Raw genomic sequence first — 26,346 nt, 5'->3', positions numbered from 1 at the left:
CCCGCCCCGCCAAGTGGCGGGACGGGCCTTTGAAGAGGCGCTTTGCGCGCCCGGAAGCTAAATTAACGCTTCGAGTACTGCTGAGCCTTGCGGGCCTTCTTGAGACCGGCCTTCTTACGCTCGATGACGCGAGCGTCGCGGCGCAGGTAACCGGCCTTCTTCAGGGTGGCGCGGTTGTTCTCGGTGTCGATCTCGTTCAGCGAACGGGCGATGCCGAGGCGCAGGGCACCGGCCTGGCCGGAGATGCCGCCACCGTGGATGCGGGCGATGACGTCGTAGGCGCCGTCAAGATCGAGGATCTTGAAGGGCTCGTTGACGTCCTGCTGGTGCAGCTTGTTCGGGAAGTAGTTCGCCAGCTCGCGGCCGTTGATGGTCCACTTGCCGGAGCCCGGCACAACGCGAACGCGTGCAACGGCTTCCTTGCGACGGCCAACTGCAGCGCCGGCAACGGTCAGCGCCGGGCGTTCCTTCTTCGGCGCAGCTGCTTCCGCAGCACCGCTCTCCGAGGTGTAGCTGGTCAGGTTTTCCTCAGCCTCGACGGCTTCGGTGGTCAGTTCTTCGTTCTGAGCCACGATTCTCCTTGATAAAAAGTTGGTTGGTGGCCAGGACTACTGGGCGACCTGGGTGATTTCGAAAGTCTTGGGCTGCTGGGCGGCGTGGGGGTGCTCTGCACCGCGGTACACCTTCAGCTTGCCCAGCTGCTGAGCAGCGAGGGAGTTCTTCGGGAGCATGCCCTTGATGGCCTTCTCCACGGCGCGAACCGGGTTGGACTCAAGCAGCTCCGCGTAGTTGACGGAGGTCAGGCCGCCCGGGTAGCCGGAGTGGCGGTATGCGCGCTTCTGCTCCAGCTTGGCGCCGGTGAGGGCAACCTTTTCAGCGTTGATGATGATGACGAAGTCGCCCATGTCCATGTGGGACGCAAAGGTGGCCTTGTGCTTGCCGCGCAGCAGGATTGCGGTCTGGCTCGCGAGACGACCAAGGACAACGTCGGTGGCGTCAATGACGTGCCACTGGCGGTTGATATCGCCGGGCTTCGGGGTGTACGTACGCACGGTGTTTGCCTCGTTCTTGTTCTGGCGTTCTTGTTTTAGGCGTCACTCTTACGGTGCACCTACTATCTATGCGCTACCGGAACAGAGGTGAGGGCTCCATGTAACCAGTCATCCTGAGGTCTCGAATGTGCACGTTGAGTAGCTATCCTGCAACCGGATTCTCAAGCGGGCACGCACCATCGAGATAGGACACGCACAACGACTACCAAGAATAGCCGACGGCGGCCTCTTGGGTCAAAATAGGGTGTCCGGATGCATCCCGTCTGCTCTTTTTCGCAGACTGCCCCGTGCCGGCCCGTCGCATCCCTGGAGGAACCGTGTCCGATCCCGCCGCCGTCGGCTCCGTCTCACTGCTGCTTGCCCAGCCGAGCGGGTCACTCACCGGGGTCCTGTTCATAGCCGGCGTCGCTCTCGCCGGCGCATGCTTGTCCCTGTTGGCCGAGCTCCTCCTCCGGCGCACGCTCCCCCGCCTGCGCGGACCCGTGACGGTACGCATAAGACTTACGACGGCGGCAGCCACCTTTACACTGTCCGCCCTGCTGGCCTGGCGCTTCGGCGCCTCCCCGGAGCTCCCCGCGTACGTCCTGCTGGCAGTTGCCGGCGTCCAGCTGGCCCGGATCGACTTGCAGCACCACCTTTTGCCCAACCGGATGGTCCTGCCGCTATTGGGGGCCGGAATTGTGCTGCTCGGGATAGCCTCTGTGGCTTCCGGCGAGGGCGGAAACCTCCTGCGAGGGGTGGCCGGGGCCTTAATTTTGTTCGTTTTGTACCTTTTTCTTGCCCTGACCAGCCGAAACGGTCTCGGAATGGGCGATGTGAAGCTCGCAGCACCACTTGGCTTGTACTTGGGCTACCTAGGCTGGTCCCACTTGTTCTATGGCGGGGCCTTGGGATTCGTCGCCGGCGGCGTTGCCTCCGCGCTTCTGGTCCTAAAAAACCGCGGAAACAAGCCGAAGGAAGTGCCCTACGGGCCTTCGATGCTGGCCGCCGGACTGGCAATCATTCTGCTGCTCCCCTAGGTGGTCTCCGCCTTCACCTGGACCGCAGATTAAGTAAGACGGCTTATCAAACCAAGTAATCGGACCCGAGCCCTACTTGGAAACTGAGTACACCCCCTTTGCGGGCGAGTGGTGCCCATATTTTCCTTCCAAAAAGTCGAGTATCGAACATCATTGCCGTGCCGATTGCGCCCGTGCAAATGTTGTCCCAACGAAGCTCCAGCAAATAAGCAATCGGGGATTTGCCGGAAATTCGTTCACTACTCAATCTCTGGAAAAGGACAAATAAAATGACTGGTCTCATGGTCTCAATGCTCGCTTTTGTTGCCGGCGTCAAGGACAAGCTCACCTCCGAAAAGGGTGCGACCGCGACGGAATACTCGCTGCTCGTGGCCTTTATCGCCTTCGGCATCATTCTGGGTGTCACAGCCTTCGGAAACGAACTGAACACCTGGTTCAACGACCTCGGCACCACCGTGAAGGGCTGGAAGAACTAGACACGGCGTCAAAGCACAACAACAGGTCTCAGCAACACCCAATGTGCCGCGTCCGTGTCTCGCGGACGCGGCACATTTTTCTTAATCATCCAGCTGCATCTATCCCTGGGGGGATCCCATGAAGCGCAGCAGTCCACCGTCGCCCCGGTCTCGGGCGCAAGGCCGGCAGCGCGGCGCGGCAGCCGTCGAGTTCGCCCTCGTTCTACCCATCCTGCTCGCCCTGGTCGGCGGGATCATCGAATTTTCGTACATCTACAACCTTCAGATTTCCGTCACGCAGGCCGCCCGCGAGGCGGCACGGACCATGGCGATCAAGAACGACGTGGGTCTTGCAAAAGCCGCCGCAATTGCCGGCGCTCCTGGGCTGACGGCAGGAAACTTCGGGTTCGCCTTCTCCGGCGCCTGCGCGAAAGATTTGAACGCAACTGTGACTGTCACTTACAAGGCCGGCGGCATGACCGGCATGTTCGGTGATCTCTACACCCTCACCGGCGTAGGAGCAATGCGATGCGGAGGCTAATCGCGCGAGACGACCAGGAGCGCGGCGCCACCGCCGTCTTCGTTGCCGTCATGATGGTGGTCCTTCTCGGTGCCGGCGCGATGGCCGTGGACGTCGGCCAGATCTACGCCGAACGGGCACAACTGCAGAACGCCGCGGACGCGGGGGCACTCGCCGTCGCCCAGCAGTGTCATCGCACTCCTGCCGCATGCTCTGCAAATGCACTCGTCTGGGCGAAGGAGCTCACAGGCGGCAATTCCAACGATGGTGCCACCGATATCGAGTCTGTGAAGGTGGATCTGGCGAACAGCCAGGTCACGGTGGTCACCTCCACCCGCAGCGGCTCTAACGCCTTTCTCACCAAAATGTTTGCCAGCGCGCTCAATGCGCCGCCTGTCACCGTAGGGGCGCATGCGACAGCCTCCATGGCACCACCCACAGGTGGCTCCAGTTTCCCGTTGGCAATTTCGAACAACTGCTACAACCTCTCGACCGCAGACACCACCGGCCAGGTGCAGAAGATCTCCTACAAGCCTGGCGGAACGTGCACGGGACCTTCCGGAACGGAGATCCCGGGCGGCTGGGGCTGGCTGGACCAGGACTCCCCCTGCGTGGCGATCACGGAACTTGGCAGCAATCAGGTCGGATCCGATCCGGGCAACAACCCGCCCTCTGGGTGCTCCGAAATCCTCAAGGGCTGGGCCGACACAATCACCGGCGGCGGCGAAGTCCATGTCGCGTTCCCTGTCTTCGACGACGCCACCAACAAGGGCCAGAACGGCTCCTTCCACATCATCGGCTACGCCACCTTCAAGATCTGGGGCTGGAAGTTCGGCAACAACCACGAGTACGAATTTCGCAACACAAAGAACGATCCCGGAATGACGGCCGACCTCGCCTGCGCGAATGGCAACGACCGCTGCCTTATCGGCCAATTCATCAAGTTTGAATCCATCGACTCCTGGACGGGGGCAGGTGGTGGCACAGGAGCAAATCTTGGAACGGCTGATATCAAGCTAATCAAATAGACAAATTTCTAAGGGGATATCATGAAAACACGCCTGCTGGGGGGCATCGCCGCATTACTTGTGGCAATTATAGGAACCGTATTGCTGGTGACGTACGTTCAAAATGCTGATAAACGCGCACTGGCCAGTACCGAAACTGAAAACATCTACATCGTCCAGAAAACCATTCCTGCCGGCGCCTCCGCCGAGACGATCGCCGATTCTGTGGCCAGGAAGTCAGTGCCTAAGCTCGCCATCGCCCAAAACAGCGTCACGGACCTCGGGTCCCTCGGCGCCAAGGTCTCGGCCGTAGCCCTCATGCCGGGCGAGCAACTGTTGTCCTCGCGGATGGTGGAACAAAACGCATTTCTTGGCCCGGCCCGGGTTCAGATCCCCACCGGACTCCAGGAACTCACGCTCAAGCTTCCTATCGAACGTGTCGCGGGTGGCGTCCTCAAGGCCGGGGACACCGTGGGTGTCTTCCTCTCGCTGGAAGACGCGGGTGCCACCCAGGCCGGTAGCAAAGCCAGGACCCAGCTGACCTTCCACAAGGTCCTCGTGACGGCGGCGCAATTCAGCAACGGCACGGCCACCCAGACGGGGGGCTCGGACGCCACAGCAGGAACGGCCCAGGCGTCGTCGACGTCCAGCAGCAACGAGCAGACGGACGACACATATCTCGTGACGCTCGCCCGGAACTCCGCCGACGCCGAACGCATCGTGTTTGCCGCGGAGTTCGGCAAGATCTACCTGTCCAAGGAACCTGGCGACGCGCTCGAGAAGAGCAACGGCGTCGTTGACACGGCGGGACTGTTCCGATGAGCCGCTACGTTCTCATCACCCCGAACAGTGACTTCGAGCGACTGGTCCGGCTTGCCGTGACCGGAATGCACGGTGCACTGCATGTCTTCCAGGCAGACTACCTGCCGGAAGGCCCCGCAGATATCCTGCGCCAGATGCAGGGAGAACCTCCGGAGGTCCTGATCCTCGGACCCGGCCTGCCAGTGGAGGGTTCCCTCAAGCTCGCATCCGTGATGGACCTCCAGTACCCGGAAATCAGCGTAGTGCTCGCCGCCACGGCGACTCCGGAGAGCGTGCTGCAGGCTATGCGGGCCGGCGTCCGGGACTTTCTCGACCCGGCGGCCGACGCGGACACCATTCGCGTCATGCTGGAGCGGGCCAGTCTTGCAGCTGCGGGCCGGCGGCGCGGGCTCGCCCCGCAGGCGTCGGAGCACGCAGACCACGGCGGCAACGGCCGAGTCATCGCGGTGATGTCGCCCAAGGGCGGCGTCGGCAAGACAACGGTGGCGACCAACCTCGCCGTCGGACTTGGCAAGAGCTCCCCGATGAGCGTGGTGATCGTCGATCTCGACCTACAGTTCGGCGATGTGGCCAGCGGCCTGCTGCTGGAGCCGGAGTTCACCATCACAGATGCCGTGATGGGAGCCGCAAGCCAGGATTCGATGGTCCTCAAGACATACCTGACCGTTCACCCGGCCGGTATCTACGCCCTGTGCGCCCCGCTTAGTCCGATCGACATGGACAAGATCACGGCTGCCCATGTCTCCCACCTGCTCGAACAGCTGCGGCAGGAATTCCAATACATCGTGGTGGATACGGCCCCAGGGCTGGGAGAGCACGTCCTGGCGACGCTCGAACAGGCCACGGATGCCGTCTGGATCTGCGGAATGGACGTTCCCAGCATCCGCGGCATGCGCACCGGTTTCCAGATTCTGGATGAACTCAACCTGACACCCGAACGCCGTCACATCGTCCTGAACATGGCGGACCGGCGGGCGGGCCTGACCTTGAAGGACGTCGAAGCTACTGTCGGTGTCCCCGTGGATGTGGTGCTGCCGCGTTCCAAGAACCTTCCCTACTCCACCAACAAGGGAGTCCCCGTCCTCCAGGACGGCAGCAGGGATCCCGCGTCCAAGGGACTGCGACAGCTCGTGGATCGCTTCAAACCCGGGTGGGAAGCAAGACCTCACAAACAGCTGCACAGAAGGGCGGTATTCCAGTGAGCCTCACCGACCGATTCGCACAACTGCGCGGGGATGCCCCCGCCAGGAAGTCGCCTGAAGCGCAACCTGCCCCGGTGGACGTCTTCCAGGCCCCGTCGACGCTCGGCCGCATACATGAGGCCAAGACCGCTGCGGAATCGCGCAGCGACGTCGCTGAAGTCCAGCAGACCGCTTCCATCGCCAGCGAGGCGCTCAACACGCTCAAGGAGCGGGCCAGCCAGGCCCTGTTTGAACGGCTCGGGTCCAGGATTACCGATTCCTCAATCGGCGAGGCTGAGCTCCACCAATCGGTCAAAGACGAACTCAAGGCCGTCGTCGACGAGGAACAGATTCCGCTCTCCGGCCAGGAACGCCAGCGGCTGATCCGCGAGATTATCGATGATGTGTTGGGGCACGGTCCCATCCAGAGATTCCTGGACGACCCCGCCGTCACCGAAGTCATGGTCAACCGCTTTGACCAGATCTACGTGGAGCGCGGCGGGCAGCTGCACCTGACGGAAACGAAATTCACCTCAGATGAAGCGCTTCGGCGAGTTATCGAGCGGATCGTGTCAAACGTGGGCCGGCGGATCGACGAGTCGTCACCCTTGGTGGACGCCCGCCTCGCCGACGGATCACGAGTCAACGCCATTATTCCGCCGTTGGCGGTCAATGGACCGGCTCTCACAATCCGGAAATTCGGGCGCGACCCGCTGACAGTCAACAATCTGATCTCGATGGGCAGCCTGTCCCCCGAGATGGCCGAACTGCTCCAGGCCTGTGTTCTGGCACGCATGAACATCATCGTGTCCGGCGGCACCGGCACGGGCAAGACGACGCTGCTGAATGTGCTGTCTTCGTTCATTCCGGCGTCGGACCGAATCGTCACGATCGAGGACGCGGTGGAACTGCAGTTGCAGCAGGACCACGTGGTCCGGCTGGAAAGCCGGCCGCAGAACATCGAGGGCAAGGGCGAGATCTCCATTCGGGACCTCGTTCGTAACTCCCTGCGCATGCGGCCGGACCGGATCGTCGTCGGCGAAGTCCGCGGCGGGGAATGCCTGGACATGCTCCAGGCCATGAACACCGGCCACGACGGCTCCATCTCCACAGTCCACGCCAACTCCCCCCGGGACGCCATCGCCAGGCTCGAAACCCTGGTCCTCATGGCCGGCATGGACCTGCCCTTGCGGGCCGTCCGCGAGCAGGTGGCCTCGGCCGTCAACCTGATCGTGCACATCTCCCGGCTCCGTGACGGCTCGCGCCGCGTCACGCATATCACCGAGGTCCAGGGCATGGAAGGCGACATCGTCACGCTCCAGGACGCGTTCGTCTTCGACTACTCGGCCGGTGTGGACAGCAGCGGCCGGTTCCTGGGCAAACCGGTGCCCACCGGCGTCCGGCCACGGTTCACTGACCGCTTTGCCGATCTCGGGATTACCATCTCCCCGGCGGTCTTCGGCGTGCAGCCGACAAGGGGGCGGTAACCATGCTCCCGGAGCTTTCCCCCCTCGCCTTCGTGGGCGGCCTGCTGCTGGTCTATGCAGCGCTGGCGATCGTCTTCACGTTCGTCTTCAAGTCCCGGTCGGCGGTACCGCTATCCCGGCGCAGGCCGGAAATGGGGCCGCAGACCTCCTCGTTCAGCAGACTGACCAACCAGGCGGTCGACGCCCTCAATAAGGGCGTGCGCCGCGGCCGCACCGGCATACTCAACAGCGACAAGCTCGACGCCGCCGGTCTCAAGAAGGGCCCCGGCGATTACCTGCTGATGGGCGGCGCTTTGACCTTCGTCGCAGTGGTGATCGGGTTCCTGACGGGCGGGGCGTTCTTCGCGGTTCTGCTGCTGGTGCTCACCCCTGTAGCCCTCGTGACATTCCTGAACATCATGGTTTCCCGGCGGAGAAAGAAATTCGACGACCAGGTGCCGGACACCCTGCAAATGTTTTCCGGCGGTCTCAGGGCCGGACACAGCTTGCTCCGCGCCATTGACGCCGCCGCACAGGAAAATGAAGCGCCCATGGCCGAGGAACTGAACAGGGTGGTCAATGAGACCAGGATCGGCCGGGATCTCGGCGAGTCCCTCGACGAAGTGGCGCGCCGGACAGACAACGAGGACTTCGGCTGGATCGCCCGGGCAGTCGAGATCCACCGGGAAGTTGGCGGAGACCTGGCCGAGGTCCTGGACCATGTTGGCGAAACTATCCGCGACCGGAACCAGATCCGAGGTCAAGTCAGGGCGCTTAGCGCTGAAGGCCGAATCTCTGCTTTGGTCCTCATAGCCCTCCCGATCGTGATGTTCATTGGCCTGACCCTGTTCAACCCCCTCTACTCCAGGGTGTTCACGAGTACGCTGCCCGGCTATCTCATGATCGCCGGCGTGGTGGTCCTCCTCGGGATCGGCAGCTTCTGGCTCAGCCGGCTCATCAAACCGAAGTTCTAGGGAAGCAGGGAGAGAACAGTGCAAACCATCGCTTATGCCGCCATCCTGGCGATCATCGCCCCGCTGTCGGTCATGACGTGGCTGGTTCTGACAGGCGACCGTGCCGGACTCAGAAACATCCAATCCAACCTTGGCAAGCGGCCGAAGGCGGGGACGGCGGCGGCCGGTGCCAACGAGCAGCTTGCGTCGCTGGCGAGGAAGGCCATGCCGAAAGGTTACGCAGCATGGCTGGACAAGCAATTGGCCGGCGCCGGCCGGCCAAAGGCCTGGCCGCTGGCCCGTGTCGTCATGGTCAAGCCCCTGCTGGCCTTGGCCGGAGCCGTGCTGGGCATCCTGCTCTACACCGCTGATCCCAAGCCAATGAAGCTTGGCATCGCCCTGGGAGTCACCGCGCTCTGTTACTTCGTCCCCGACATCCTCCTTCGCAACTATGCGGAGAAGCGCCGGACCGCAATCAAGATGGAACTGCCAAACGCCCTGGATCAGATGCTCATTTCCGTCCAGGCAGGCCTGGGTTTCGAAACCGCCATGGCCCGCGTCGGCGAGACCGGGAAGGGACCTTTGGCCGATGAACTCGTCAGGACCCTACAGGACATGCAAGTGGGACGCTCCCGCAAAGAGGCCTACCTGGCCATGGCCCAACGCGTGGATGTGCCTGACTTGCGGTCCTTCGTCCGGGCGGTCGTCCAGGCGGACAGCTACGGTATCGCGATCGCAAATGTCCTCAAGTCCCAGGCGACAGTTATGCGGGTCAAGCGTCGGCAGCGGGCTGAGGAGCACGCGATGAAGATGCCCGTGAAGATGCTTTTCCCGCTGATTGTCTCCATCCTTCCAGCCCTGTTTATCGTGGTGCTCGGACCCACCGTCCTCAGCATCATGGACGTCTTCACCGGCCGCTAGGCAGGCGAACGCGCCACTGCCCGTTCTGCAGGCAGCTCCACAGACCGGACCCCCTTGGACCCAGAGCCGAGGGGGTCCTCCTGTGTGTTCGACGCAGAATGGGCGCAGGGAATCTACAGGAAACGTGCAGTTTGGGAAGCCTTAGCACAGGATGCGTCAAAGGCGAATCGTCGGCGTGTCGTCCGTTGCTATGTTCCTCTCAGTGCTGGTGCAGGGCCAGCCTCCCAACTCGCTCAGGAGTCTCCAATGCGTTCCTTCATCTCCGCTTTCGCAACCCGTCTTTGCCGCGACCAGCGCGGCGCCACCGCCGTCGAATACGGCATCATGGTCTCCCTCATCGCCGTCGTGATCATCGTCGCGGTCACGATGCTCGGCGGCACTTTGACCGACACCTTCACACAGGTCCAGTGCTCCGTCAGCGGCGGCACTTACACCGCCGGCGCTGACGCCGGCGGTGGCACCTGCGCACCGTAGGCACCTCAGACCAGGCACGGTACTTCGGCCAATGACAGTGTGGTGGCGGCAGCATGCCGCCACCACATGGTCGTCTCAGGCAACCATCGCGGGAAGGCGGTCCCCATGTGCAAGACATCCGAACGGGGCGCCGTCGCCGTGGAATTCGCACTTCTCGCGCCTGTGCTGGTCATGTTACTGCTCGGCATCACGGAATTCGGCCGGGCGTACAACGCGCAAGTCACACTCTCCAGCGCCGCCCGCGAAGGCGTCCGGGTCATGGCCATTGGCAGCAGCCCCAGCGCCGCGCGAACGGCGGCCAAGAACGCGGCCACGGCGCTGAAACCGGCGCTGGCCGACACCAACATCACCATCAGCCCCGCCACCTGCACCGCCGGTACCCAAGTGACGCTCAAGATCACCTACTCGCTCTCCACGATGACCGGCATCGCAGGCCCGTTCACCATGGAAGGCAAAGGAGTCATGCTGTGCGGAGGCTAGGAACCACACCCGCCGGAGGCGAGCGCGGGGCCATCAGCGTCCTGGTCGCCATCCTCATGGTGACTTTGCTCGGCTTCACCGCTCTGGCCGTGGATGTCGGCATGCTGTACGCCGAGCGGACCCAGCTGCGTAACGGAGCCGACTCCGCAGCCCTGGCCATTGCTCAGAAGTGCTCCCGGAACATCAACGACGCCGACTGCTCCACCACCTCCGCCCTCGCCCGGAGCCTCGCCAATAGCAATGCTGGCGACGGGAAAAGCAACATTGCGGACCTCGTTCTGGATAAAGCGGCCGGCACAGTGAAAGTGACCGCGGGGGCGCAGGAAGCCGGGAAAACGCCGAACCGGGTCTCGCTCTTCTTCGCCCGCGTCCTCGGCTTCAACGACGCCACGGTTACCGCCCGTGCCACCGTCCAGTGGGGCCGGCCTGTGGCTGGTCCGACGGCGTTCCCCATCGCCTTCTCCATCTGCCAGGTGAAGACTCACGTCGACGGCGGTCTGCAACTGCTGGTGAGCCACGGCAGCAAGGGCGAGGCGACCTGCAATTACGGGCCGTCGGGCGCCGTCGTTCCGGGTGGATTCGGCTGGCTCAATCGCCCCTCCGGTACCTGTGCAGGAATCGTCAACGCCACGAGTTGGTCCCCGAGCGATCCCGGAAACAGCTATCCCGGTGTGTGCGATGACCAGTTGCGGGCCTGGGCCGCAGACATCACGGCCGGAAAGGATGTCACAGTCCTGCTCCCGATCTTTGATGAGGTGGCCGGTACCGGTTCCAGCACCACCTACAAACTCATCTCGTTTGCGGCCTTCGTCGTAAAAGGCTGGAGCTTCAACGGCAACAAGTTCCCCATTACGTTTCACAACAAGCCTCCCTTCGTCGATGCCGCCTTGACCTGCGACGGCAGCTGCACCGGCATCATCGGCAACTTCGTCCATTACGTTTCCCTGGACAACGCCTACACCCTCGGGCCTGCGCCCGACTTCGGCGCCGGCGTCGTCAAGCTCACGCAATAGGACATCCGTCGCCACACCGTCCACCAACCAGTTCAGGAGCAGTTTTTGAAGTCACGCCTATTGGCAGGGATCGCGGCCCTGGTGCTGGCCGTCGTCGGGGCCATCCTGGTAGTCAGCTACGCGCAGGGGGCCGACGCACGGGCAGTGCAAGGACTGGCGCCGGTCTCCGTCATGATGGTGCAAAAGGCCGTCCCCGCCGGTACCCCGGTGGCGTCGCTGTCGGCGTTTGTCACCACGCAGGAGCTTCCCGGCAAGGCTGTCTCTAAGACAGCGCTGAAGAATCTCGATGGCCTTGCAGGCAAAGTCACTGCCGTCGACCTCCTGCCTGGGGAACAGCTCGTGGCCGAGCGGCTGATTGAACCGGAAGCACTCAAGACCAGCGGTTCCGTTGACGTGCCAAAGGGGTTGCAGGAGGTCTCTTTCCAGCTGGAGCCGCAGCGCGTTGTCGGTGGCCGGATCGTGGCGGGTGACCACATCGGCATTTTCATATCGCTGAAGAGCGGCGGCATCGAGACCAAACCGGAGAAGGAAGCCACCCAGCTGACCATCCACAAGGTCCTGGTGACCGCCGTGCAACGCGCCCCCGTCGCTACCCCGCCTGCCCAGCCCTCAGCAGATGGCGCCACCGCACCGCCCGAAGATACCTCGCTCCCCACCGGCCTGCTGATGCTGACCGTCGCGGTGAACGATGTGGATGCCACGAAAATCGTCTACGCATCGGAATACGCAAGCATCTGGCTGAGCAAGGAGCCGCTCAACGCCACGGACAGCGGCCGGCCAGGAATCATGACGAAACCCGAGGTGTACAAATGAGCCGCTTTGTCCTGATTTCGCCGCACACGGACTTCGATGCCCGCGTGCGGCAGGCACTGGCTGGCGGCCTTCCGGGTGGCCTGCAGACCTTCGCGTTCGTCAATCCGGCGAACCCGGCGGAGCTCTTCGCCAGCCTCAACCAGGAACGGCCCGAGGTCCTGATCCTGGGACCCGACGTGCCGGTGGAGGACGCCCTGCGCCTGGCGACGGTGTTCGACGTCCAGCTTCCCGAGCTCAGCGTCATCCTGGTCGGCGAGCCAGATCCGAACTTCGTCCTGCTGGCCATGCGGGCCGGCATCCGCGACATCCTTAGCCCGGCGGCGGACCCGGCCCAGATCCGGGTGCTGCTGGAGCGGGCCTGCCAGTCGTTCGCCACGCGCAACCGGACCAGCGCGGCCAGCCAGCCGGACAGCCCCAAGGGATTGGTGATCGGCGTCTTCTCCCCCAAGGGCGGAGTGGGCAAAACCACGATCGCCACCAACATCGCCATCGGACTCGGCCAAGTGGCGCCCATGGGCGTGGTGATCGTAGACCTGGATCTGCAGTTCGGGGACGTGGCCTCGGGCCTGTACCTGAACCCGGAACACACGGTGACCGACGCCGTCTCGTCCGCGGCCAGCCAGGATTCCCTCGTCCTCAAGGCCTTCCTCACCGTCCACCCCGGGAGCATCTACGCCCTTTGCGCCCCCCGGACGCCCGAGGAGGCTGACGACATCACACCGCAGCAGGTCACGCGCCTGCTCGAACAACTGGCCGAACAGTTCCAGTACGTCGTGGTCGACACCGCGCCCGGGCTCCCGGAGGTCGGGTTGGCCGCCCTCGAACAATGCACCGACGCCGTCTGGGTGACTGCCATGGACGTGCCGAGTATTCGCGGGCTGCGCTCCGGCCTGGAAATCCTCCGGCGCCTGGACCTGCTTCCCGAGACGCGCCACGTGGTGCTGAACATGGCGGATTCCAAGTCGGGGCTGAGCGTCCAGGACGTCGAAGCGACCATCGGCGCGCCCGTGGACGTCAGCATCCCCCGGTCCAAGGCAGTGGCGTTCTCCACCAACCGCGGCGTCCCGGTCCTTCAGGACGGACGCAAGGATCCGGCCATCAAAGGACTGAAACAGCTCGTCCACCGGTTCGATCCCGCCTGGCGCGCCACCGCCCAGAAGAAGCTGCACCGCCGGGTGGTGGTCTAGATGAAGCTTTCCGAACGGCTCCGCTCCGCCGAGGGAACGGCTGCAGTTGCCCCGCAGGCCGTCTCGCCCCAGGCCGCAGCTCCGGTGGCCCTGTCCCCCACCGGAGGAAGTGGGACGACGGCGGCCCCGCCAGCCGCCGTCGTGCTCCAGAAAAGCAACCGCCCACCAGTGCCGGGCTTCCCGGAGCACCAGGACTCCCGCGCCCGGGGCCAGCAGCCCGTCGACGCCTTCGCGGCCCTCAAGCAGCGGGCCGCCACCGCGTTGTTCGAACGCATGGGAACCCGCTTCAACGATTCGGCAACCACGGAAGATGACCTCCGCACCTCCGCGAGGGAGGAGCTGACGCGCATCATCGACGCCGAGCAGGTCCCCCTGTCCGCCGAGGAGCGCTCCCGGCTGGTCCGCGACGTGGCCGACGACGTCCTGGGCTACGGCCCGTTGCAGCGCCTCCTCGACGACCCCGCCGTCACGGAAATCATGGTCAACCGGATGGACCAGATCTACGTGGAACGCAACGGCAAACTGACCCTGACGGAATCGCGGTTCAGCTCCGAGGACCATCTCCGCAAGGTGATCGAGCGCATCGTGTCCAAGGTGGGCCGGCGCATTGACGAGTCCTCGCCCCTCGTGGACGCGCGGCTCGAGGACGGGTCCCGCGTCAACGCCGTCATTCCGCCGCTCGCCGTCGGCGGTTCGTCGCTGACCATCCGTAAGTTCAGCAAGGTGCCGCTGACTGTCCGGAATCTCATCGAGTTCGGCACGCTGACGCCGGAAATGGCGGAACTGCTGAACGCCTGCGTGAAGGCCAAGCTCAACATCATCGTCTCCGGCGGCACCGGCACGGGAAAGACGACACTGCTGAATGTCCTTTCCTCGTTCCTGCCCCACGACGAGCGGATCGTGACGATCGAGGACGCCGTCGAGCTCCAGATCCAGCAGGAACACGTGGTGCGTCTGGAAAGCCGGCCGTCGAACACCGAGGGCAAGGGCGAGGTGACCATCCGCGAACTGCTGCGGAACTCCCTGCGCATGCGCCCGGACCGGATCGTGGTGGGCGAGGTCCGCGGCGGCGAATCACTGGACATGCTCCAGGCGATGAACACCGGCCACGACGGTTCGCTCTCGACCGTGCACTCCAACTCGCCCCGGGATGCCGTGGCCCGCCTGGAGACCCTCGTGCTCATGGCCGGCATGGACCTGCCGCTGCGGGCCATCCGGGAACAGATCGCCTCGGCCGTCAACCTGATTATCCAGATCTCCCGGCTGCGGGACGGCACCCGGCGGATCACCCACGTCACCGAGGTCCAAGGCATGGAAGGAGACATCGTCACGCTCCAGGACGCCTTCGTGTTCGACTACGCCGCCGGCGTCGACGCCCATGGCCGGTTCCTCGGAAAACCGGTCCCCACCGGCATCCGCCCGCGCTTCATCGACCGTTTCGAGGACCTGGGCATCTACGTCTCCCCCGCCGTGTTTGCCGCGCCGCTGACGCCGGCCGGAAGGGCGTGATCTGTCCATGACCCTGCTGCCCATCGGCGTCGGCCTGCTCTTCAGCGCTGTGCTGGTCCTCGGGATCGTGCTGCTCGCACCCGGCGGGGCCAGTCTCCCACTGGACCGGCGCAGGCCCGTCCGGGGCCAGGCCGACTCGCAGCTGACCCGGTTCGCCGGCTCGGCCGTCCACCTGGTCGACGGATTCTTCTCCGGCCGCAAGATCCGACTCTTCAACCGCGAGTCGCTGGAACAGGCCGGCCTGCGCCTGAGCCAGGCCGACTTCTACGTCCTGCTCCTGGCCGGAGCTGTTGCGGGGGGCCTTGCCGGGTTCGTCGTCGCGGGGCCGTTGCTGGCGGTCCTGCTGGTGCTGCTGGCGCCGGCCGTGGGCCACCTCGTGATCGGCATCCTGACCGGCAAGCGCCGCACCAAGTTCGACCAGCAGCTCGGCGACACCCTGCAGCTGCTCTCCGGCGGGCTCAGGGCCGGGCACAGCATCATGCGCGCCATTGACGCCGCCGCGTCCGAATCGCAAAGCCCGACGTCGGAAGAGATGCGCCGCGTGGTTACGGAGACCAGCCTGGGCCGGGACCTCCTGGACTCCCTGACCGACACCGCGGACCGGATGCGGAACGAGGACTTCGTCTGGATTGCCCAGGCCATCCAAATCAACCGCGAAGTGGGCGGGAACCTGGCCGAAGTCCTTGACCAGGTCAACGAGACCATCCGCGAGCGCAGCGAGATCAAAGGGCACATCAAATCCCTCGCCGCCGAGGGAAAGTTCTCCGCCTACATCCTCATGGCCATGCCGATCGGGATTGTGGTGATGCTGATGCTGGTCAATCCCGGCTACATGAACGCCATGTTCACGCACCCGCTGGGCTGGGGCATGATGGCCGCTTCCGTCATCCTCATGACCATTGGTGGCCTGTGGATGCGCAAAATCATCGACCTGAAGTTCTGAGGCGGCCATGGCACCTGCTGTACTTCTTGCCACGCTGCTGGTGGCGTTGCCGCTCGGCTATCTCGCATGGTCGCTGCTCTCCGTTGACCGGAGGTCGCAGCGCGCCATGCGGGAGATTCTCGCGCTGGGCACGGACCCTGCCCAACGCACCCAGCAGGAGCGCAGCAGCCTGCTGGAACGGGCCGGCCACCGGCTGACTCCCGCAGCGTACGTCCGCAAACTGGACCGGCTGCTGTCCCTCGCCGGGCGTCCCGCGTCACTGCCTTTGGGCCGCGTGCTCGCGGCCAAGCCGCTCCTGGGGCTGCTGGGCGCCCTCTTGGGCTCCTGGATCAGCGCCAACAGCCCGACGCCGATCCTCAAGCTCGTGGGAATCTTTGTATTCCTGCTGGGCTACTTCATCCCTGATCTCCTGCTGTACAGCAAGGGGCAGGAGCGGCAGAAGACCATGCAGCTGGAACTGGCCAACACGCTGGACCAGATGCTGATCTCCGTGGAAGCGGGCCTGGGCTTCGAAGGCGCCATGGCCCGGGCCGGCGAGAACGGCAAGGGCCCGCTGGCGGAGGAACTGATCCGGACCCTGCAGGACATGCAGGTAGGACGCAGCCGGCGCGAGTCCTACGTGGCACTGGCGGCACGGACCAACGTGCCCGAGCTGCGCAGCTTCGTCCAGGCCGTGGTCCAGGCCGACACCTACGGCATTGCCATCAGCCGGGTGCTGCGGGTGCAGGCGAAGGTCATGCGGGTCAAACGCCGGCAACGGGCCGAGGAGAAGGCCATGAAGCTGCCCGTCACCATCCTGTTCCCCCTGCTGTTCTTCATTTTCCCTGTGCTGTTCATCGCCATCCTGGGCCCCGCCGTCATCAACGCCATTGACACGTTCAGCGGCCAGTAGCAGCCGCCACCGCGAGAACACACCGGAACGTGCCGTTTGATCGGAGCGCAGGTTCCGGGATCTGGCCGGGATCTATGGCAACATCTGGACCATGAACGACACCACACGTGAGGACACGCCCCCTTCACGCTCCGAAATGGGCCAGGGGAGCGTCTTCGCAAGGAAGTTTCCGCTGCTGGCCCGTTCGGTGCCCTTCCTGCTGTGGCCTTTGGCCGTTGTGGCCGTGTTTGTGTCGGTCCGGCACGTCGTCACCGGCAACGCAATCGGGTACGACTCGCACGCCTACTGGCTCGCGGCGCAGGGCGGGCTTTCCTATAGCTCAAGTCCCGGACAGCCGGACGCGTATTTGTATTCGCCCGCGTTTGCAGCGGCGATCTGGCCGCTGGCGTTGCTTCCCTGGCCCCTGTTCTGCGCGGCGTGGTTTGCGATCGAGGCAGCAGCAGTGGCGTGGCTGGTGAGACCCCTCCGGGCGCGGTGGGCCATTCCGGTGTCCCTGCTGTGCCTCCCCGAACTCGTCGTCGGAAACATCTACATCTTGCTCGCCGCGGCCGCCGTGGTCGGCATGCGAAGGCCTGCCGCCTGGTCTTTCGCCGTCCTCACGAAGGTCACCACCGGCGTAGGCCTCCTCTGGTTCGCCACTCGTGGCGAATGGAAGAGACTGCTTCAAGGAATTGGCGCAACGCTGCTCATCGTCGCCGTGTCCTATGCAGTCGACCCGACAGCGTGGAGCGACTGGATTCGGTTCCTGTTCGAGAACAGGGATGGAACGCCTGACAGCCGCGTCAGCTTCGTCGTGCGGTGCCTCATCGCTGTGGCCCTGGTCGTCATCGGCGCCCGGAAGCAATGGCCCTTTCTCGTCGCTCCGGCGATGGTGCTGGCCTCGCCGGTCCTCGTCTCGGTCGTTCCGTGGACCATCCTCATTGCCGTACCGCGGCTTCTCATGGAGGGAAGTAACCACGGGACGCGGCAATAGCTGCGGACGTGGCTGGTTCCCTCGGGAAAGCCTCAGGGTTTCCGCAGGATAGAGCGGGCTGCACGGCATCGGCCGCGTCAGCAAGTAGCGTGGTCACATGTCCCTTCCAAGCGCCTGCCCCGACGACGGAGAAGCGAGCATTGCCCTCGCTCCCACAACCTCTCCGGGACTGCCGGCGCCTGCCCTCACGGCAAACAGTGCGCCTGTGACCCTCCCGCAGGTCCTCCCCGAGGACCTGCCGCCGGCCCCGCTCGTGGACCCTGCCGCGCTTCAGGACCTGGGTGCCCAGCTCGAGAATCCAGCCGTGGCGAAGGGATTTGCCAGGGACTACACCCGGATGTGGGACCAGCGCTACCGCACGCTGGCCTCGGCCCTCGAACGCGGGGATCTCGCGGGCTCGATGGACGCTGTGCTGAGCCTGAAGACGTCCTCGGCCATGGTCGGCGGCCTGCGCCTGGCCCAGCTCGCCGGCGAACTGGAGAACGCCCTCAGGGCCGGCGACATTGGCCTCGCCCTGTCGCTCCTGCGCGACGTTGCCGCACGCGGCGGGGAAACGGTGGACGAGCTCCAGTTCAGCTATGTCCTGTGGGACAGCTAGGGCCGGCGGGACCGCTGCCCCCTACAGGTGGCCCGGGCGCCGGGCACCGGACGCCCTGCTGTGGGCTACCGGGCCGGCGACAGCCGGTAGCCCACGCCGCGGACGGTCTGCAGCCAGCGCGGCTGCACCGGGTCCTCGCCCAGTTTCCTCCGGAGGTTGCCGATATGCACCTCGACGGCGCGTTCGTCGGATTCGCTGATATAGGCGTCCGCCCGGTAGTAATCGCCCCGGACCACGCGCACCAGCTCGGTCTTGGACCGCACGGCGCCGGCGCCCTTCAGGAGCGCCTGGAGGAGGTCGAACTCGCTGCGGGTCAGGCTGACCGCCACGCCGTCGACACTCACGGACCGGGTCTCGGGGTTCAGGTCCAAGCCGTTGTGGTGCAGCACCGGACTCTGGGACGCTGCCGGGGCGGCAGCGGCCCCGGGATCCGTCCCGGATATTTCCGCGGCGCGGAGGTCCTGCCGGGGCCGGCGCATCATGGCGCCCACACGGGCGCGCAACTCCCGGGGCCGGAAAGGCTTAGCCAAGAAGTCATCAGCACCGGTATGAAACGCCGTCAGCGTATCCAGTTCGTCGGTCCGCGCCGTCAGCATGACCACGTACGCGTCGCTGAACTGCCGGATCCGGCGCAGCACCTCGAACCCGTCGATATCGGGAAGCCCGACATCCAGGGTGACCACGCTTGCCTCCCGTGCCCTGACGACGTCGACCCCTTCACGCCCGCCGGCCGCCGAATGGACTTCGAACCCTGCCTGGCTCAATACGGCTTCGACAAGGTTCCGAACATCTTCGTCGTCTTCTACTACGACGGCGACTCCCAGGTCGGTCATGGCCCCCCTCATGTGTCACGCTACGCTGCCGTTCGCGGATGCGGCGGCAGCAATGATCCCGCCGGCCCCCACCGGCAATGTCAGAATACCTACCCTAGGGGGCAAATTCGCGGCGGCCCGGTAACAGAAATGGCAAAACTTCGATTTATGTCAAATTTGCGTGACACAAGGTGTAAAACTGGAGCAACGGGAAGGGGGCACGGCGTCTTTGCTTAGACAGCGGCTGATCCGCGGTGTGGATCGATACGGCAAGGCTTTGGGGCCGCGCGGGCGGGTCCTCGTGTGCCAGTTGCCGCTGGCCGTGATGCTGGTCGGAATCGTCCTTGCTGCCCCGGCCGCCTGGCCCGGCCTTCCGGACAGCATCCTGTGCCGGTATGCCTTTGGCCTGCAGGCCGGGCTCCTTGCGGCCTGCGTGCTGGTCCCCTGGCAGCGTTTTGGGCCGCTGGCGCCGCTCGTCATCCCCGTCCTGGACCTGGTCGCGATTGGGCTGCTCCGGGACGGCATCACCGCCGGGCTGCCGGATCCCGGTGTGCTCTCCGTCCTGCCCGTGGTGTGGATTTCGGCGTCCAGGCTCTCCGCGCCCGCGAGCCTTTCACTGAGCTTCTCGGTGCCCCTGCTGGCCGCCCTGCCTTGGCTCCTGGCGGACCGGTCGGCACCGCTTGCAGCCCGCACGGCCGAAGCCTTGCTGGTGCCCCTGATGATGTTCGCGGTCTCCCTGGCCATGCGTTTCGCGCGGGCGCGCCTGCGGCACGAGCAGTGGCGGATCAAGTCCAAGGAGGCCGAGCTGGAGGTCCTGCTCGCGGACAGCAGGGAGCGCGAACGGCTCCTGAACACCATTCTTGACACCGTCGACGTCGGGATCGTGGCAGTGGACGCCAACGGCCGCCGGCTGCTGACGAACACGTGGCAGGCCGAACTGGAGGAATCCGCGGCCGCGGCGCCCCGGCTGACGGCCGAACCGGCGGGGCAGGCACGGCCGGAGGAAGAGGGCCAGCTCCTGCTGACCGGGCAGGACCGGAGCACCCCGCTGCCGCTGGAGCGCCGTCCCATCCGGCGGGCGCTGGCCGGCGAGTCCTTTGCCGACTACCTCGTCTGCTTCGGTGAGGCGGAGGCCAGCCGCGTGGTCTCGACGGGGGCCCGGCCCCTGAAGGACGACGCCGGCGACTTCCGCGGCGCCGTCGTGGTCTTCAACGAGGTCACCGGCCTGGTGGACGCCCTGGCCGCGAAGGACGAGGTCGTTTCCACCGTCTCCCACGAATTCCGCACGCCGCTGACGTCCATCATCGGCAACCTGGACCTGGTGCTCGCCGACACCGAGGGCCTGGACAGCCCGGTGGTCCGCCGCGTCGAAGTGGCGCAGCGCAACGCGGAGCGGCTGCTGGCCCTGGTCTCGGACCTTCTCATGTCCGCCAGCGCCGCCGTCCACCTCCATCCCCGCCGGACCGACCTGGCCGGGCTCGTGGAGGCGAGCCTGGGCTCAGCCCAGGCCCACGCCCAGGCGTCCCGTGTCTGCCTCGCCATGGACGTCCAGGGACCGCTCTGGGCACACGTGGACCCGCTCCGGATCAGCCAGGCCTTGGACAACCTCGTTTCCAACGCGATCAAGTACTCACCCGACGGCGGATCGGTGCGGGTCTCCGCCAGCGCCGGCGACGGCCTGGTCCGCCTGCATGTCGCGGACACCGGGATGGGCATGACCGCTGCCGACGCCGGGCGGGTCTTCACACGTTTCTTCCGCAGCCCTGCCGTCCGGGACGGATCCATTCCGGGCGCCGGCCTGGGGCTGTCCATTACCAAGGCCATCGTGGAGGGGCACGGCGGCTCCATCTCGTGCCGCACCAGTCCGGGACACGGCAGCACCTTCACCCTCGAGCTGCCCGCGTAGTTTACGCCCGCAGGGCCCGCGTCAGCTCGGCGCGGGCCAGCATGCCGCCGTCAGTCGGGTAGGCCACTTCCTCGAGCACCAGCGGGTGCGGGGCTGCCAGCACGGAACGGGCGTCGCGCTGCCGGGCAAGGAGCCGCTCGTAAAGCCATCCCGGGGCCTCTTCGCCCTCCCCCACGTACAGCGCCGAGCCCACCAGGGAGCGGACCATGTTGTGGCAGAACGCGTCGGCCTGGACGGTGGCAACAATGACCCCGTCGGTGCCGCGCGCGAATTCGAAGCGCTGCAGCTCCCGGATGGTCGTGGCGCCCTCGCGGGGCTTGCAGTACGAGCGGAAGTCCTGCAGGCCCAGCAGCGGTGCGGCGCCCTCGTTGAGCAGCCCAACGTCCAGCGGAACCTTGTGCCACAGGGTCGAGGCGCGTCCCAGCGGGTCCCACAGCGCGGGGCCGTCCGCGATCCGGTAGGAATAGCGGCGCCAGAGGGCGGAGAACCGGGCATCGAAGCCCTCGGGCGCCACACTCACCCGGTGCACCTCGATGGCCCCGCTGAGGTCGCCCAGGCCCCGGCTCAGGGCACCGCGGATGCGGCGGAGCAGGGCGACGGCGGGGTCCAGTTCGGCGCCCCGGTTCAGGCCCTGCCACTCCGCTTCGCTGAGGTCCAGGTGGACCACCTGGCCGCGGGCATGCACCCCGGCGTCGGTGCGGCCCGCGACCGTGACCCGGACGGGGCGGCGGATCAGCAGCGCGAGGGCCTCCTCCAGGACGCCCTGGACGGTGCGCAGTCCCGGCTGCACGGCCCACCCGCTGAACGGGCCGCCGTCGTACGCCACATCAAGCCTGATACGCAAAAACCCGCCGCCCCCCATGACGGGGGCAGCGGGTTTGAGCTCGTTCATAGACTTAAGTCTATAAGAAAGATTTAGCGAATTACTTCGCGTCCTTCTCGGACTCAGCGGCTGCTTCCTCAGCGGCCGGAGCCTCTTCGGCAACGGCTTCGGTCTCGGCGACCGGAGCCTCTTCGGTCTCAGCAGCCTCTTCGGTCTCGGCAACCGGAGCTGCTTCGGCCTTCTCGGCGTCCTTCTTGTCAGCATCCTTCTTAGCAGCGTCCCGCTGGGCAGCGGAGGTAGCCTCGGCTACAACGGCCTGCTTCGCGGAAACCGGCTCGAGAACCAGTTCGATGACAGCCATGGGAGCGTTGTCGCCCTTGCGGTTGCCGATCTTGGTGATGCGGGTGTAGCCGCCATCGCGGTTCTCCACTGCCTGTGCAATGTCGGTGAACAGCTCGTGGACGACGCCCTTGTTGCTGATCAGGCCGAGTACACGACGGCGGGAAGCGAGGTCGCCACGCTTGGCGAAAGTCACCAGGCGCTCGGCGTACGGCTTCAGGCGCTTGGCCTTGGTCACCGTGGTGGTGATCCGCTTGTGCTCGAACAGTGCGGCGGACAGGTTCGCGAGCATAAGACGCTCGTGAGCCGCTCCGCCTCCGAGGCGCGGACCCTTAGCGGGGGTAGGCATAATAGTTTCTCCTCATAGGAAGCCGTTGGGCTGTGCACGCCAGGGTGCATCAGCCAGCCGGCCAAGATCTGTTGGTTAGAGCTCGTCGTCGCTGAACGCGGCGTCGTCCTCTTCGATGGCTGCGGCACGCGCTGCGAGATCGAAACCGGGAGGGGAGTCCTTGAGGGACAGACCCAGTTCGACCAGCTTGGCCTTGACCTCATCGATGGACTTCGCGCCGAAGTTGCGGATGTCCATGAGGTCAGCCTCGGAGCGGGCAACGAGTTCACCCACGGTGTGGATGCCCTCACGCTTGAGGCAGTTGTAGGAACGGACCGTCAGGTCCAGATCCTCGATCGGCAGTGCCATGTCGGCTGCCAGGGCAGCGTCCGTCGGCGACGGACCGATCTCGATACCTTCAGCTGCGGTGTTCAGCTCGCGGGCCAGACCGAACAGTTCCACCAGGGTGGTACCTGCCGAAGCAACGGCGTCGCGCGGGGCGATTGCCTGCTTGGTCTCGACGTCGACAATGAGCTTGTCGAAGTCAGTGCGCTGCTCAACACGGGTAGCTTCCACGCGGAAAGTAACCTTCAGGACCGGCGAGTAGATCGAGTCGACCGGGATGCGGCCGATCTCGGAGTCTCCGGACTTGTTCTGAGCTGCCGAAACGTAGCCGCGACCGCGCTCGATGGTCAGTTCGAGTTCGAACTTGCCCTTCGAGTTCAGCGTGGCAATGTGCAGATCCGGGTTATGGAATTCGACGCCGGCCGGCGGAGCGATGTCCGCGGCGGTGACGACTCCCGGGCCCTGCTTGCGCAGGTAAGCAACAACCGGCTCGTCGTGCTCGGAGGAAACCGACAGGTTCTTGATGTTCAGGATGATCTCGGTGACATCTTCCTTGACACCCGGAACCGTGGTGAACTCGTGCAGCACGCCATCGATCCGGATGCTCGTTACAGAGGCACCGGGGATGGAGGAGAGCAGGGTACGGCGGAGGGAGTTTCCGAGGGTGTAACCAAAGCCCGGCTCCAGCGGTTCGATGATGAACCGTGAGCGGTTTTCGGAGACGACCTCTTCGGAGAGGGTGGGGCGCTGTGCAATGAGCACTTAGGTTTCCTTTCGGCGAGCATCCGCTATATGACGCAACACAGGTGGTGGAAAGATCGGTCTGAAGACTTAACGCGGCCGGGCCTGCCCGGACCGGTGAGGGTCCGGGCAAGCTCCTGGGCGCTGGAAAGCCTTAGACGCGGCGGCGCTTCGGCGGACGGCAGCCGTTGTGGGCGCTGGGGGTGACGTCCTGGATGGAGCCAACCTCGAGGCCAGCGGCCTGCAGCGAGCGGATGGCGGTTTCGCGTCCGGAACCCGGTCCCTTGACGAACACGTCAACCTTGCGCATGCCGTGCTCCTGTGCACGCTTTGCGGCGGCTTCGGCGGCCATCTGGGCAGCGAACGGGGTGGACTTACGCGAGCCCTTGAAGCCAACCTCACCGGACGAAGCCCAGGAGATGACAGCACCGTTCGGGTCCGTGATGGACACGATGGTGTTGTTAAAGGTGCTCTTGATGTGCGCCTGGCCAAGCGCGATATTCTTCTTGTCCTTCTTACGCGGCTTGCGAACCGCGCCACGAGTCTTCGGGGGCATTTTTTCTCCTACAGAAAGTTATCGGGGGAAGCCGAGTTAATCCCTCAGGGATTAACGGGCCTTCTTCTTGCCGGCGACGGTACGCTTCGGACCCTTGCGGGTACGGGCGTTGGTCTTCGTACGCTGACCGCGTACGGGCAGGCCCTTGCGGTGACGCAGGCCTTCGTAGCTGCCGATTTCAACCTTGCGGCGGATATCAGCGGCCACTTCGCGGCGAAGGTCACCCTCAACCTTGTAGTTGCCTTCAATGTAGTCACGCAGCTCAACCAGCTGCGCGTCCGTCAGGTCCTTGACCCGAACGTCAGCGCTGATGCCGGTAGCAGCCAGGGTTTCGTGTGCACGGGTCTTGCCCACGCCGTAGATGTAAGTAAGCGCAATTTCCAGCCGCTTTTCGCGGGGAATGTCTACGCCAGCGAGACGAGCCATATTGGCAGTACTCCTTGTATAAACCGGAGGTCGTAGGCAGTACACCCGCACTTACAGTGCGGCCCCAGCCTCCGACCGGGGGTTAGCTGTCCGGGCTCAATACGTCCCAGTTCAGCTTGTGCTGCCTTTATTTACTTGCGTGGGTTAGCAACCCAGGGTTTCCCGTGAAGGAAATTAGCCCTGGCGCTGCTTGTGGCGCGGGTTCTCGCAGATCACCATGACCCGGCCATTACGGCGGATCACTTTGCACTTTTCGCAGATCTGCTTGACGCTCGGCTTGACCTTCATGGCGTTCCTTTGCGTGTTGCAGTTGGTCAGCTGGACCGGCCCTCGGCTGTCGCCCTGGCCGCCCAGTGTTTACTTGTAGCGGTAGACGATACGACCACGTGTCAGGTCGTAAGGGCTCAGCTCCACCACTACGCGGTCCTCGGGGAGGATCCTGATGTAGTGCTGGCGCATCTTTCCAGAGATGTGTGCCAGAACGATGTGCTTGTTGGTGAGCTCAACGCGAAACATCGCGTTGGGCAGCGCCTCGGTCACAACGCCCTCGATCTCAATGACCCCGTCCTTCTTGGCCATACCCTCCGCTAACTGTTGTTGCCGCAGCCTCCCGGTTTGCACCGGTCATGACCGCGGACGTTTTTGATTGATTGGCTGGTGCCACCCGACCCCAAAAGGGCACAACGGGGCAGACAACCAACAGACAACACTACGCCATCACGGCCCGATTGTTAAATCCAAAGTTAAATCCGCCCATCGTAGCGCACTCAGCGTCCGTACGCACCTAGCGTCCCGGCCGCCGTCGTCACTGCTTCCGCCTGCGAGATCCCGTCGAGGATGGCCAGCCGAACGACGTCGGCAGCCGCGCCCTGCAGGGTAATGAGGCTGATCTGCCGGGCCGTCGGGGTGCTGCGGTCGAGCGCGACGGCGCCCGTCGCCAGGGCGAACACGGTGTCGCCGTCGGCGAGGGTGTGGCTTGGATTCAGAGCCCGGGCCAGTCCGGCGTGGGCCGCGGAGGCCGTCCGTTTGCAGTCCGCCTTGTCCAGGACGGCGTCCGTGGCGACGACGACGAGCGTGGTGTTGAGCGGCGGGGGCTGCGACGGCGGAGCGCTGCCGGGTTCCGCCTGCTGCGGCGATGTGCCGAATGGAAGTCCCAGCGCGTTGACTACCGCTAGCGCCGCTACAACGACTCCGTTCTCCAGCGTGCGGGAGGCTGTGCCCACTCCCCCTTTGTACGTGCCCCGGCCGATCGCTGCTCCTGTGCCGGCGCCGACGTTGCCGCGCTCCACGTCGTGCCCATCCGGCTGCCCGGCGGCGGCGGCCGTCGCCGCGTAGCCCATCGCCTCGCCGGGGCGGGCGGAGAAATCGCCGCCGCGGCCCAGGTCGAAGATCGCGGCCGCCGGCACGATCGGCACAAGCCCGCCGGGGACCGGGAAGCCGCGGCCGTTCTCCTCGCACCAGCGCTGGGCGCCCTGCGCCGCGGCGAGGCCAAAGGCGCTCCCCCCGGTCAGGACCACGGCGTCCACGGTTTGGGACAGCGTGGTGGGATCCAGCGCGTCAGTCTCGTGCGTCGCGGGACCGCCGCCCCGGACGTCGACCGAGCCCACCGTCCCCGGCGGCGGGAGGACCACCGTCACCCCGCTCAGCCAGCCGTCGCCGGACTTCTGGACATGGCCTACCCGGATCCCGGCGACGTCGGTGATGGCTCCCGTTGCTCCCGTTACTCCCATGGCTCCATTGTGCGCCCCAGCTGACCTGCGACACGCAAAATCCCTGGCGCTACGGCATTCCG

General features: G+C 65.1%; 31 protein-coding genes. 20 read left to right on the top strand and 11 right to left on the bottom strand.

Annotated elements, in window-relative coordinates:
• Positions 1-62: 62 nt before the first annotated feature.
• Both rpsI and rplM read right to left on the bottom strand, forming a co-directional pair.
• Entirely contained in the window at positions 63-572 is a 510-nt protein-coding gene (rpsI, locus tag C560_RS0106675) for a 30S ribosomal protein S9 (RefSeq protein WP_018773707.1), read from the bottom strand.
• A gap of 36 nt (positions 573-608) precedes the next feature.
• Positions 609-1,052, bottom strand: coding sequence for a 50S ribosomal protein L13 (rplM, locus tag C560_RS0106670; protein WP_015937805.1), 444 nt, complete (start codon positions 1,050-1,052; stop codon positions 609-611).
• A gap of 317 nt (positions 1,053-1,369) precedes the next feature.
• Here rplM and C560_RS0106665 point away from each other — a divergent pair, with 317 nt between their 5' ends.
• The 19 genes from C560_RS0106665 (at position 1,370) to C560_RS0106575 (ending at position 18,278) form a co-directional block, all read left to right on the top strand.
• Positions 1,370-2,071, top strand: coding sequence for a prepilin peptidase (locus tag C560_RS0106665; protein ID WP_081801641.1), 702 nt, complete (start codon positions 1,370-1,372; stop codon positions 2,069-2,071).
• Between the two features lie 269 nt (positions 2,072-2,340).
• Entirely contained in the window at positions 2,341-2,547 is a 207-nt protein-coding gene (locus C560_RS0106660) for a Flp family type IVb pilin (protein ID WP_043422680.1), read from the top strand.
• Between the two features lie 118 nt (positions 2,548-2,665).
• Positions 2,666-3,067, top strand: a complete 402-nt coding sequence (locus C560_RS0106655; protein WP_018773704.1) for a TadE/TadG family type IV pilus assembly protein — start codon at positions 2,666-2,668, stop codon at positions 3,065-3,067.
• Positions 3,055-4,074 (top strand): pilus assembly protein TadG-related protein, encoded by a 1,020-nt coding sequence (locus C560_RS0106650; protein ID WP_026537591.1) that lies wholly within the window; start codon positions 3,055-3,057, stop codon positions 4,072-4,074. Before C560_RS0106655 ends, C560_RS0106650 begins: the two co-directional genes overlap by 13 nt.
• 87 nt (positions 4,075-4,161) lie before the next feature.
• On the top strand, positions 4,162-4,875 hold the full coding sequence (gene cpaB / locus C560_RS0106645; RefSeq protein WP_231494283.1) for a Flp pilus assembly protein CpaB: 714 nt from the start codon (positions 4,162-4,164) through the stop codon (positions 4,873-4,875).
• Positions 4,872-6,077, top strand: a complete 1,206-nt coding sequence (locus C560_RS0106640) for an AAA family ATPase (RefSeq protein WP_026537589.1) — start codon at positions 4,872-4,874, stop codon at positions 6,075-6,077. Before cpaB (C560_RS0106645) ends, C560_RS0106640 begins: the two co-directional genes overlap by 4 nt.
• Before the next feature lie 74 nt (positions 6,078-6,151).
• On the top strand, positions 6,152-7,543 hold the full coding sequence (locus C560_RS0106635) for a CpaF family protein (RefSeq protein ID WP_442853144.1): 1,392 nt from the start codon (positions 6,152-6,154) through the stop codon (positions 7,541-7,543).
• A 2-nt stretch (positions 7,544-7,545) separates the two neighbouring features.
• Complete coding sequence (locus tag C560_RS0106630) at positions 7,546-8,496, top strand: type II secretion system F family protein (protein ID WP_026537587.1); 951 nt, start codon at positions 7,546-7,548, stop codon at positions 8,494-8,496.
• Positions 8,497-8,514: 18 nt separating this feature from the next.
• Entirely contained in the window at positions 8,515-9,396 is an 882-nt protein-coding gene (locus tag C560_RS0106625) for a type II secretion system F family protein (RefSeq protein ID WP_026537586.1), read from the top strand.
• A gap of 246 nt (positions 9,397-9,642) precedes the next feature.
• Positions 9,643-9,870: a Flp family type IVb pilin gene (locus C560_RS0106620; protein WP_026537585.1), complete on the top strand. Its 228-nt coding sequence runs from the start codon at positions 9,643-9,645 to the stop codon at positions 9,868-9,870.
• Positions 9,871-9,975: 105 nt separating this feature from the next.
• Positions 9,976-10,350 (top strand): TadE/TadG family type IV pilus assembly protein, encoded by a 375-nt coding sequence (locus C560_RS0106615; RefSeq protein WP_026537584.1) that lies wholly within the window; start codon positions 9,976-9,978, stop codon positions 10,348-10,350.
• Positions 10,338-11,363, top strand: a complete 1,026-nt coding sequence (locus C560_RS0106610; protein WP_026537583.1) for a Tad domain-containing protein — start codon at positions 10,338-10,340, stop codon at positions 11,361-11,363. Before C560_RS0106615 ends, C560_RS0106610 begins: the two co-directional genes overlap by 13 nt.
• 45 nt (positions 11,364-11,408) lie before the next feature.
• Positions 11,409-12,176, top strand: coding sequence for a Flp pilus assembly protein CpaB (gene cpaB / locus C560_RS0106605; RefSeq protein ID WP_026537582.1), 768 nt, complete (start codon positions 11,409-11,411; stop codon positions 12,174-12,176).
• The gene (locus tag C560_RS0106600) at positions 12,173-13,363 is read left to right on the top strand and encodes an AAA family ATPase (RefSeq protein ID WP_026537581.1); all 1,191 of its coding nucleotides are present in this window, start codon (positions 12,173-12,175) and stop codon (positions 13,361-13,363) included. The genes cpaB (C560_RS0106605) and C560_RS0106600 overlap by 4 nt, the downstream gene beginning before the upstream one ends.
• Positions 13,364-14,872, top strand: coding sequence for a CpaF family protein (locus tag C560_RS0106595; protein WP_026537580.1), 1,509 nt, complete (start codon positions 13,364-13,366; stop codon positions 14,870-14,872).
• A 7-nt stretch (positions 14,873-14,879) separates the two neighbouring features.
• A complete protein-coding gene (locus C560_RS0106590; protein ID WP_026537579.1) occupies positions 14,880-15,815 on the top strand; it encodes a type II secretion system F family protein in 936 nt (311 codons plus the stop codon).
• Positions 15,816-15,822: 7 nt separating this feature from the next.
• The gene (locus C560_RS0106585) at positions 15,823-16,707 is read left to right on the top strand and encodes a type II secretion system F family protein (RefSeq protein WP_026537578.1); all 885 of its coding nucleotides are present in this window, start codon (positions 15,823-15,825) and stop codon (positions 16,705-16,707) included.
• A gap of 91 nt (positions 16,708-16,798) precedes the next feature.
• Positions 16,799-17,680 (top strand): glycosyltransferase family 87 protein, encoded by an 882-nt coding sequence (locus C560_RS0106580; RefSeq protein ID WP_026537577.1) that lies wholly within the window; start codon positions 16,799-16,801, stop codon positions 17,678-17,680.
• Positions 17,681-17,885: 205 nt separating this feature from the next.
• A complete protein-coding gene (locus tag C560_RS0106575) occupies positions 17,886-18,278 on the top strand; it encodes an Hpt domain-containing protein (protein WP_026537576.1) in 393 nt (130 codons plus the stop codon).
• A 65-nt stretch (positions 18,279-18,343) separates the two neighbouring features.
• On the opposite strand, the gene C560_RS0106570 is transcribed toward C560_RS0106575, so the two are convergent.
• Positions 18,344-19,111: a response regulator transcription factor gene (locus C560_RS0106570; protein WP_026537575.1), complete on the bottom strand. Its 768-nt coding sequence runs from the start codon at positions 19,109-19,111 to the stop codon at positions 18,344-18,346.
• Between the two features lie 208 nt (positions 19,112-19,319).
• Here C560_RS0106570 and C560_RS0106565 point away from each other — a divergent pair, with 208 nt between their 5' ends.
• Complete coding sequence (locus C560_RS0106565; protein WP_043422675.1) at positions 19,320-20,996, top strand: sensor histidine kinase; 1,677 nt, start codon at positions 19,320-19,322, stop codon at positions 20,994-20,996.
• 1 nt (position 20,997) lies between these two features.
• Here the strand turns inward: C560_RS0106565 and C560_RS0106560 are convergent, their stop codons facing one another.
• From C560_RS0106560 to C560_RS0106525, 8 genes are all read right to left on the bottom strand, one after another.
• Positions 20,998-21,888 carry a tRNA pseudouridine synthase A gene (locus tag C560_RS0106560; RefSeq protein ID WP_018773685.1) on the bottom strand — a complete coding sequence of 297 codons (891 nt, stop codon included), beginning with the start codon at positions 21,886-21,888 and terminating at the stop codon, positions 20,998-21,000.
• 31 nt (positions 21,889-21,919) lie between these two features.
• On the bottom strand, positions 21,920-22,507 hold the full coding sequence (gene rplQ, locus C560_RS0106555) for a 50S ribosomal protein L17 (RefSeq protein ID WP_026537573.1): 588 nt from the start codon (positions 22,505-22,507) through the stop codon (positions 21,920-21,922).
• Positions 22,508-22,582: 75 nt separating this feature from the next.
• On the bottom strand, positions 22,583-23,593 hold the full coding sequence (locus C560_RS0106550; protein ID WP_018773683.1) for a DNA-directed RNA polymerase subunit alpha: 1,011 nt from the start codon (positions 23,591-23,593) through the stop codon (positions 22,583-22,585).
• 133 nt (positions 23,594-23,726) lie between these two features.
• Positions 23,727-24,128, bottom strand: coding sequence for a 30S ribosomal protein S11 (gene rpsK, locus C560_RS0106545; protein WP_018773682.1), 402 nt, complete (start codon positions 24,126-24,128; stop codon positions 23,727-23,729).
• A gap of 51 nt (positions 24,129-24,179) precedes the next feature.
• Positions 24,180-24,554 carry a 30S ribosomal protein S13 gene (gene rpsM, locus C560_RS0106540; RefSeq protein ID WP_003803743.1) on the bottom strand — a complete coding sequence of 125 codons (375 nt, stop codon included), beginning with the start codon at positions 24,552-24,554 and terminating at the stop codon, positions 24,180-24,182.
• A gap of 174 nt (positions 24,555-24,728) precedes the next feature.
• Positions 24,729-24,842: a 50S ribosomal protein L36 gene (rpmJ, locus tag C560_RS0106535; protein ID WP_009358722.1), complete on the bottom strand. Its 114-nt coding sequence runs from the start codon at positions 24,840-24,842 to the stop codon at positions 24,729-24,731.
• Positions 24,843-24,911: 69 nt separating this feature from the next.
• Positions 24,912-25,133 (bottom strand): translation initiation factor IF-1, encoded by a 222-nt coding sequence (gene infA / locus C560_RS0106530; protein ID WP_009358723.1) that lies wholly within the window; start codon positions 25,131-25,133, stop codon positions 24,912-24,914.
• 188 nt (positions 25,134-25,321) lie between these two features.
• Positions 25,322-26,284 (bottom strand): P1 family peptidase, encoded by a 963-nt coding sequence (locus C560_RS0106525; protein WP_026537572.1) that lies wholly within the window; start codon positions 26,282-26,284, stop codon positions 25,322-25,324.
• Positions 26,285-26,346: the final 62 nt, after the last annotated feature.

It is taken from the genome of Arthrobacter sp. 9MFCol3.1 (genome assembly GCF_000620385.1).
Classification (GTDB): domain Bacteria; phylum Actinomycetota; class Actinomycetes; order Actinomycetales; family Micrococcaceae; genus Arthrobacter.
The sequence above is the reverse complement of the archived record's forward strand: the minus strand, read 5'-3'. Positions and strand labels throughout refer to the sequence as shown.

Excerpts from the sequence above, each read along its gene's own strand:
- C560_RS0106660 (WP_043422680.1), top strand. The coding sequence starts at position 2,341 with ATGACTGGTCTCATGGTCTCAATGCTCGCTTTTGTTGCCGGCGTCAAG.
- C560_RS0106655 (WP_018773704.1), top strand. The coding sequence starts at position 2,666 with ATGAAGCGCAGCAGTCCACCGTCGCCCCGGTCTCGGGCGCAAGGCCGG.
- C560_RS0106650 (WP_026537591.1), top strand. The coding sequence starts at position 3,055 with ATGCGGAGGCTAATCGCGCGAGACGACCAGGAGCGCGGCGCCACCGCC.
- C560_RS0106640 (WP_026537589.1), top strand. The coding sequence starts at position 4,872 with ATGAGCCGCTACGTTCTCATCACCCCGAACAGTGACTTCGAGCGACTG.
- C560_RS0106630 (WP_026537587.1), top strand. The coding sequence starts at position 7,546 with ATGCTCCCGGAGCTTTCCCCCCTCGCCTTCGTGGGCGGCCTGCTGCTG.
- C560_RS0106620 (WP_026537585.1), top strand. The coding sequence starts at position 9,643 with ATGCGTTCCTTCATCTCCGCTTTCGCAACCCGTCTTTGCCGCGACCAG.
- C560_RS0106615 (WP_026537584.1), top strand. The coding sequence starts at position 9,976 with ATGTGCAAGACATCCGAACGGGGCGCCGTCGCCGTGGAATTCGCACTT.
- C560_RS0106600 (WP_026537581.1), top strand. The coding sequence starts at position 12,173 with ATGAGCCGCTTTGTCCTGATTTCGCCGCACACGGACTTCGATGCCCGC.
- C560_RS0106595 (WP_026537580.1), top strand. The coding sequence starts at position 13,364 with ATGAAGCTTTCCGAACGGCTCCGCTCCGCCGAGGGAACGGCTGCAGTT.
- C560_RS0106590 (WP_026537579.1), top strand. The coding sequence starts at position 14,880 with ATGACCCTGCTGCCCATCGGCGTCGGCCTGCTCTTCAGCGCTGTGCTG.
- C560_RS0106585 (WP_026537578.1), top strand. The coding sequence starts at position 15,823 with ATGGCACCTGCTGTACTTCTTGCCACGCTGCTGGTGGCGTTGCCGCTC.
- C560_RS0106580 (WP_026537577.1), top strand. The coding sequence starts at position 16,799 with ATGAACGACACCACACGTGAGGACACGCCCCCTTCACGCTCCGAAATG.
- C560_RS0106570 (WP_026537575.1), bottom strand. The coding sequence starts at position 19,111 with ATGACCGACCTGGGAGTCGCCGTCGTAGTAGAAGACGACGAAGATGTT.
- C560_RS0106560 (WP_018773685.1), bottom strand. The coding sequence starts at position 21,888 with ATGAACGAGCTCAAACCCGCTGCCCCCGTCATGGGGGGCGGCGGGTTT.
- rplQ (WP_026537573.1), bottom strand. The coding sequence starts at position 22,507 with ATGCCTACCCCCGCTAAGGGTCCGCGCCTCGGAGGCGGAGCGGCTCAC.
- rpsK (WP_018773682.1), bottom strand. The coding sequence starts at position 24,128 with ATGCCCCCGAAGACTCGTGGCGCGGTTCGCAAGCCGCGTAAGAAGGAC.
- rpsM (WP_003803743.1), bottom strand. The coding sequence starts at position 24,554 with ATGGCTCGTCTCGCTGGCGTAGACATTCCCCGCGAAAAGCGGCTGGAA.
- rpmJ (WP_009358722.1), bottom strand. The coding sequence starts at position 24,842 with ATGAAGGTCAAGCCGAGCGTCAAGCAGATCTGCGAAAAGTGCAAAGTG.
- infA (WP_009358723.1), bottom strand. The coding sequence starts at position 25,133 with ATGGCCAAGAAGGACGGGGTCATTGAGATCGAGGGCGTTGTGACCGAG.
- C560_RS0106525 (WP_026537572.1), bottom strand. The coding sequence starts at position 26,284 with ATGGGAGTAACGGGAGCAACGGGAGCCATCACCGACGTCGCCGGGATC.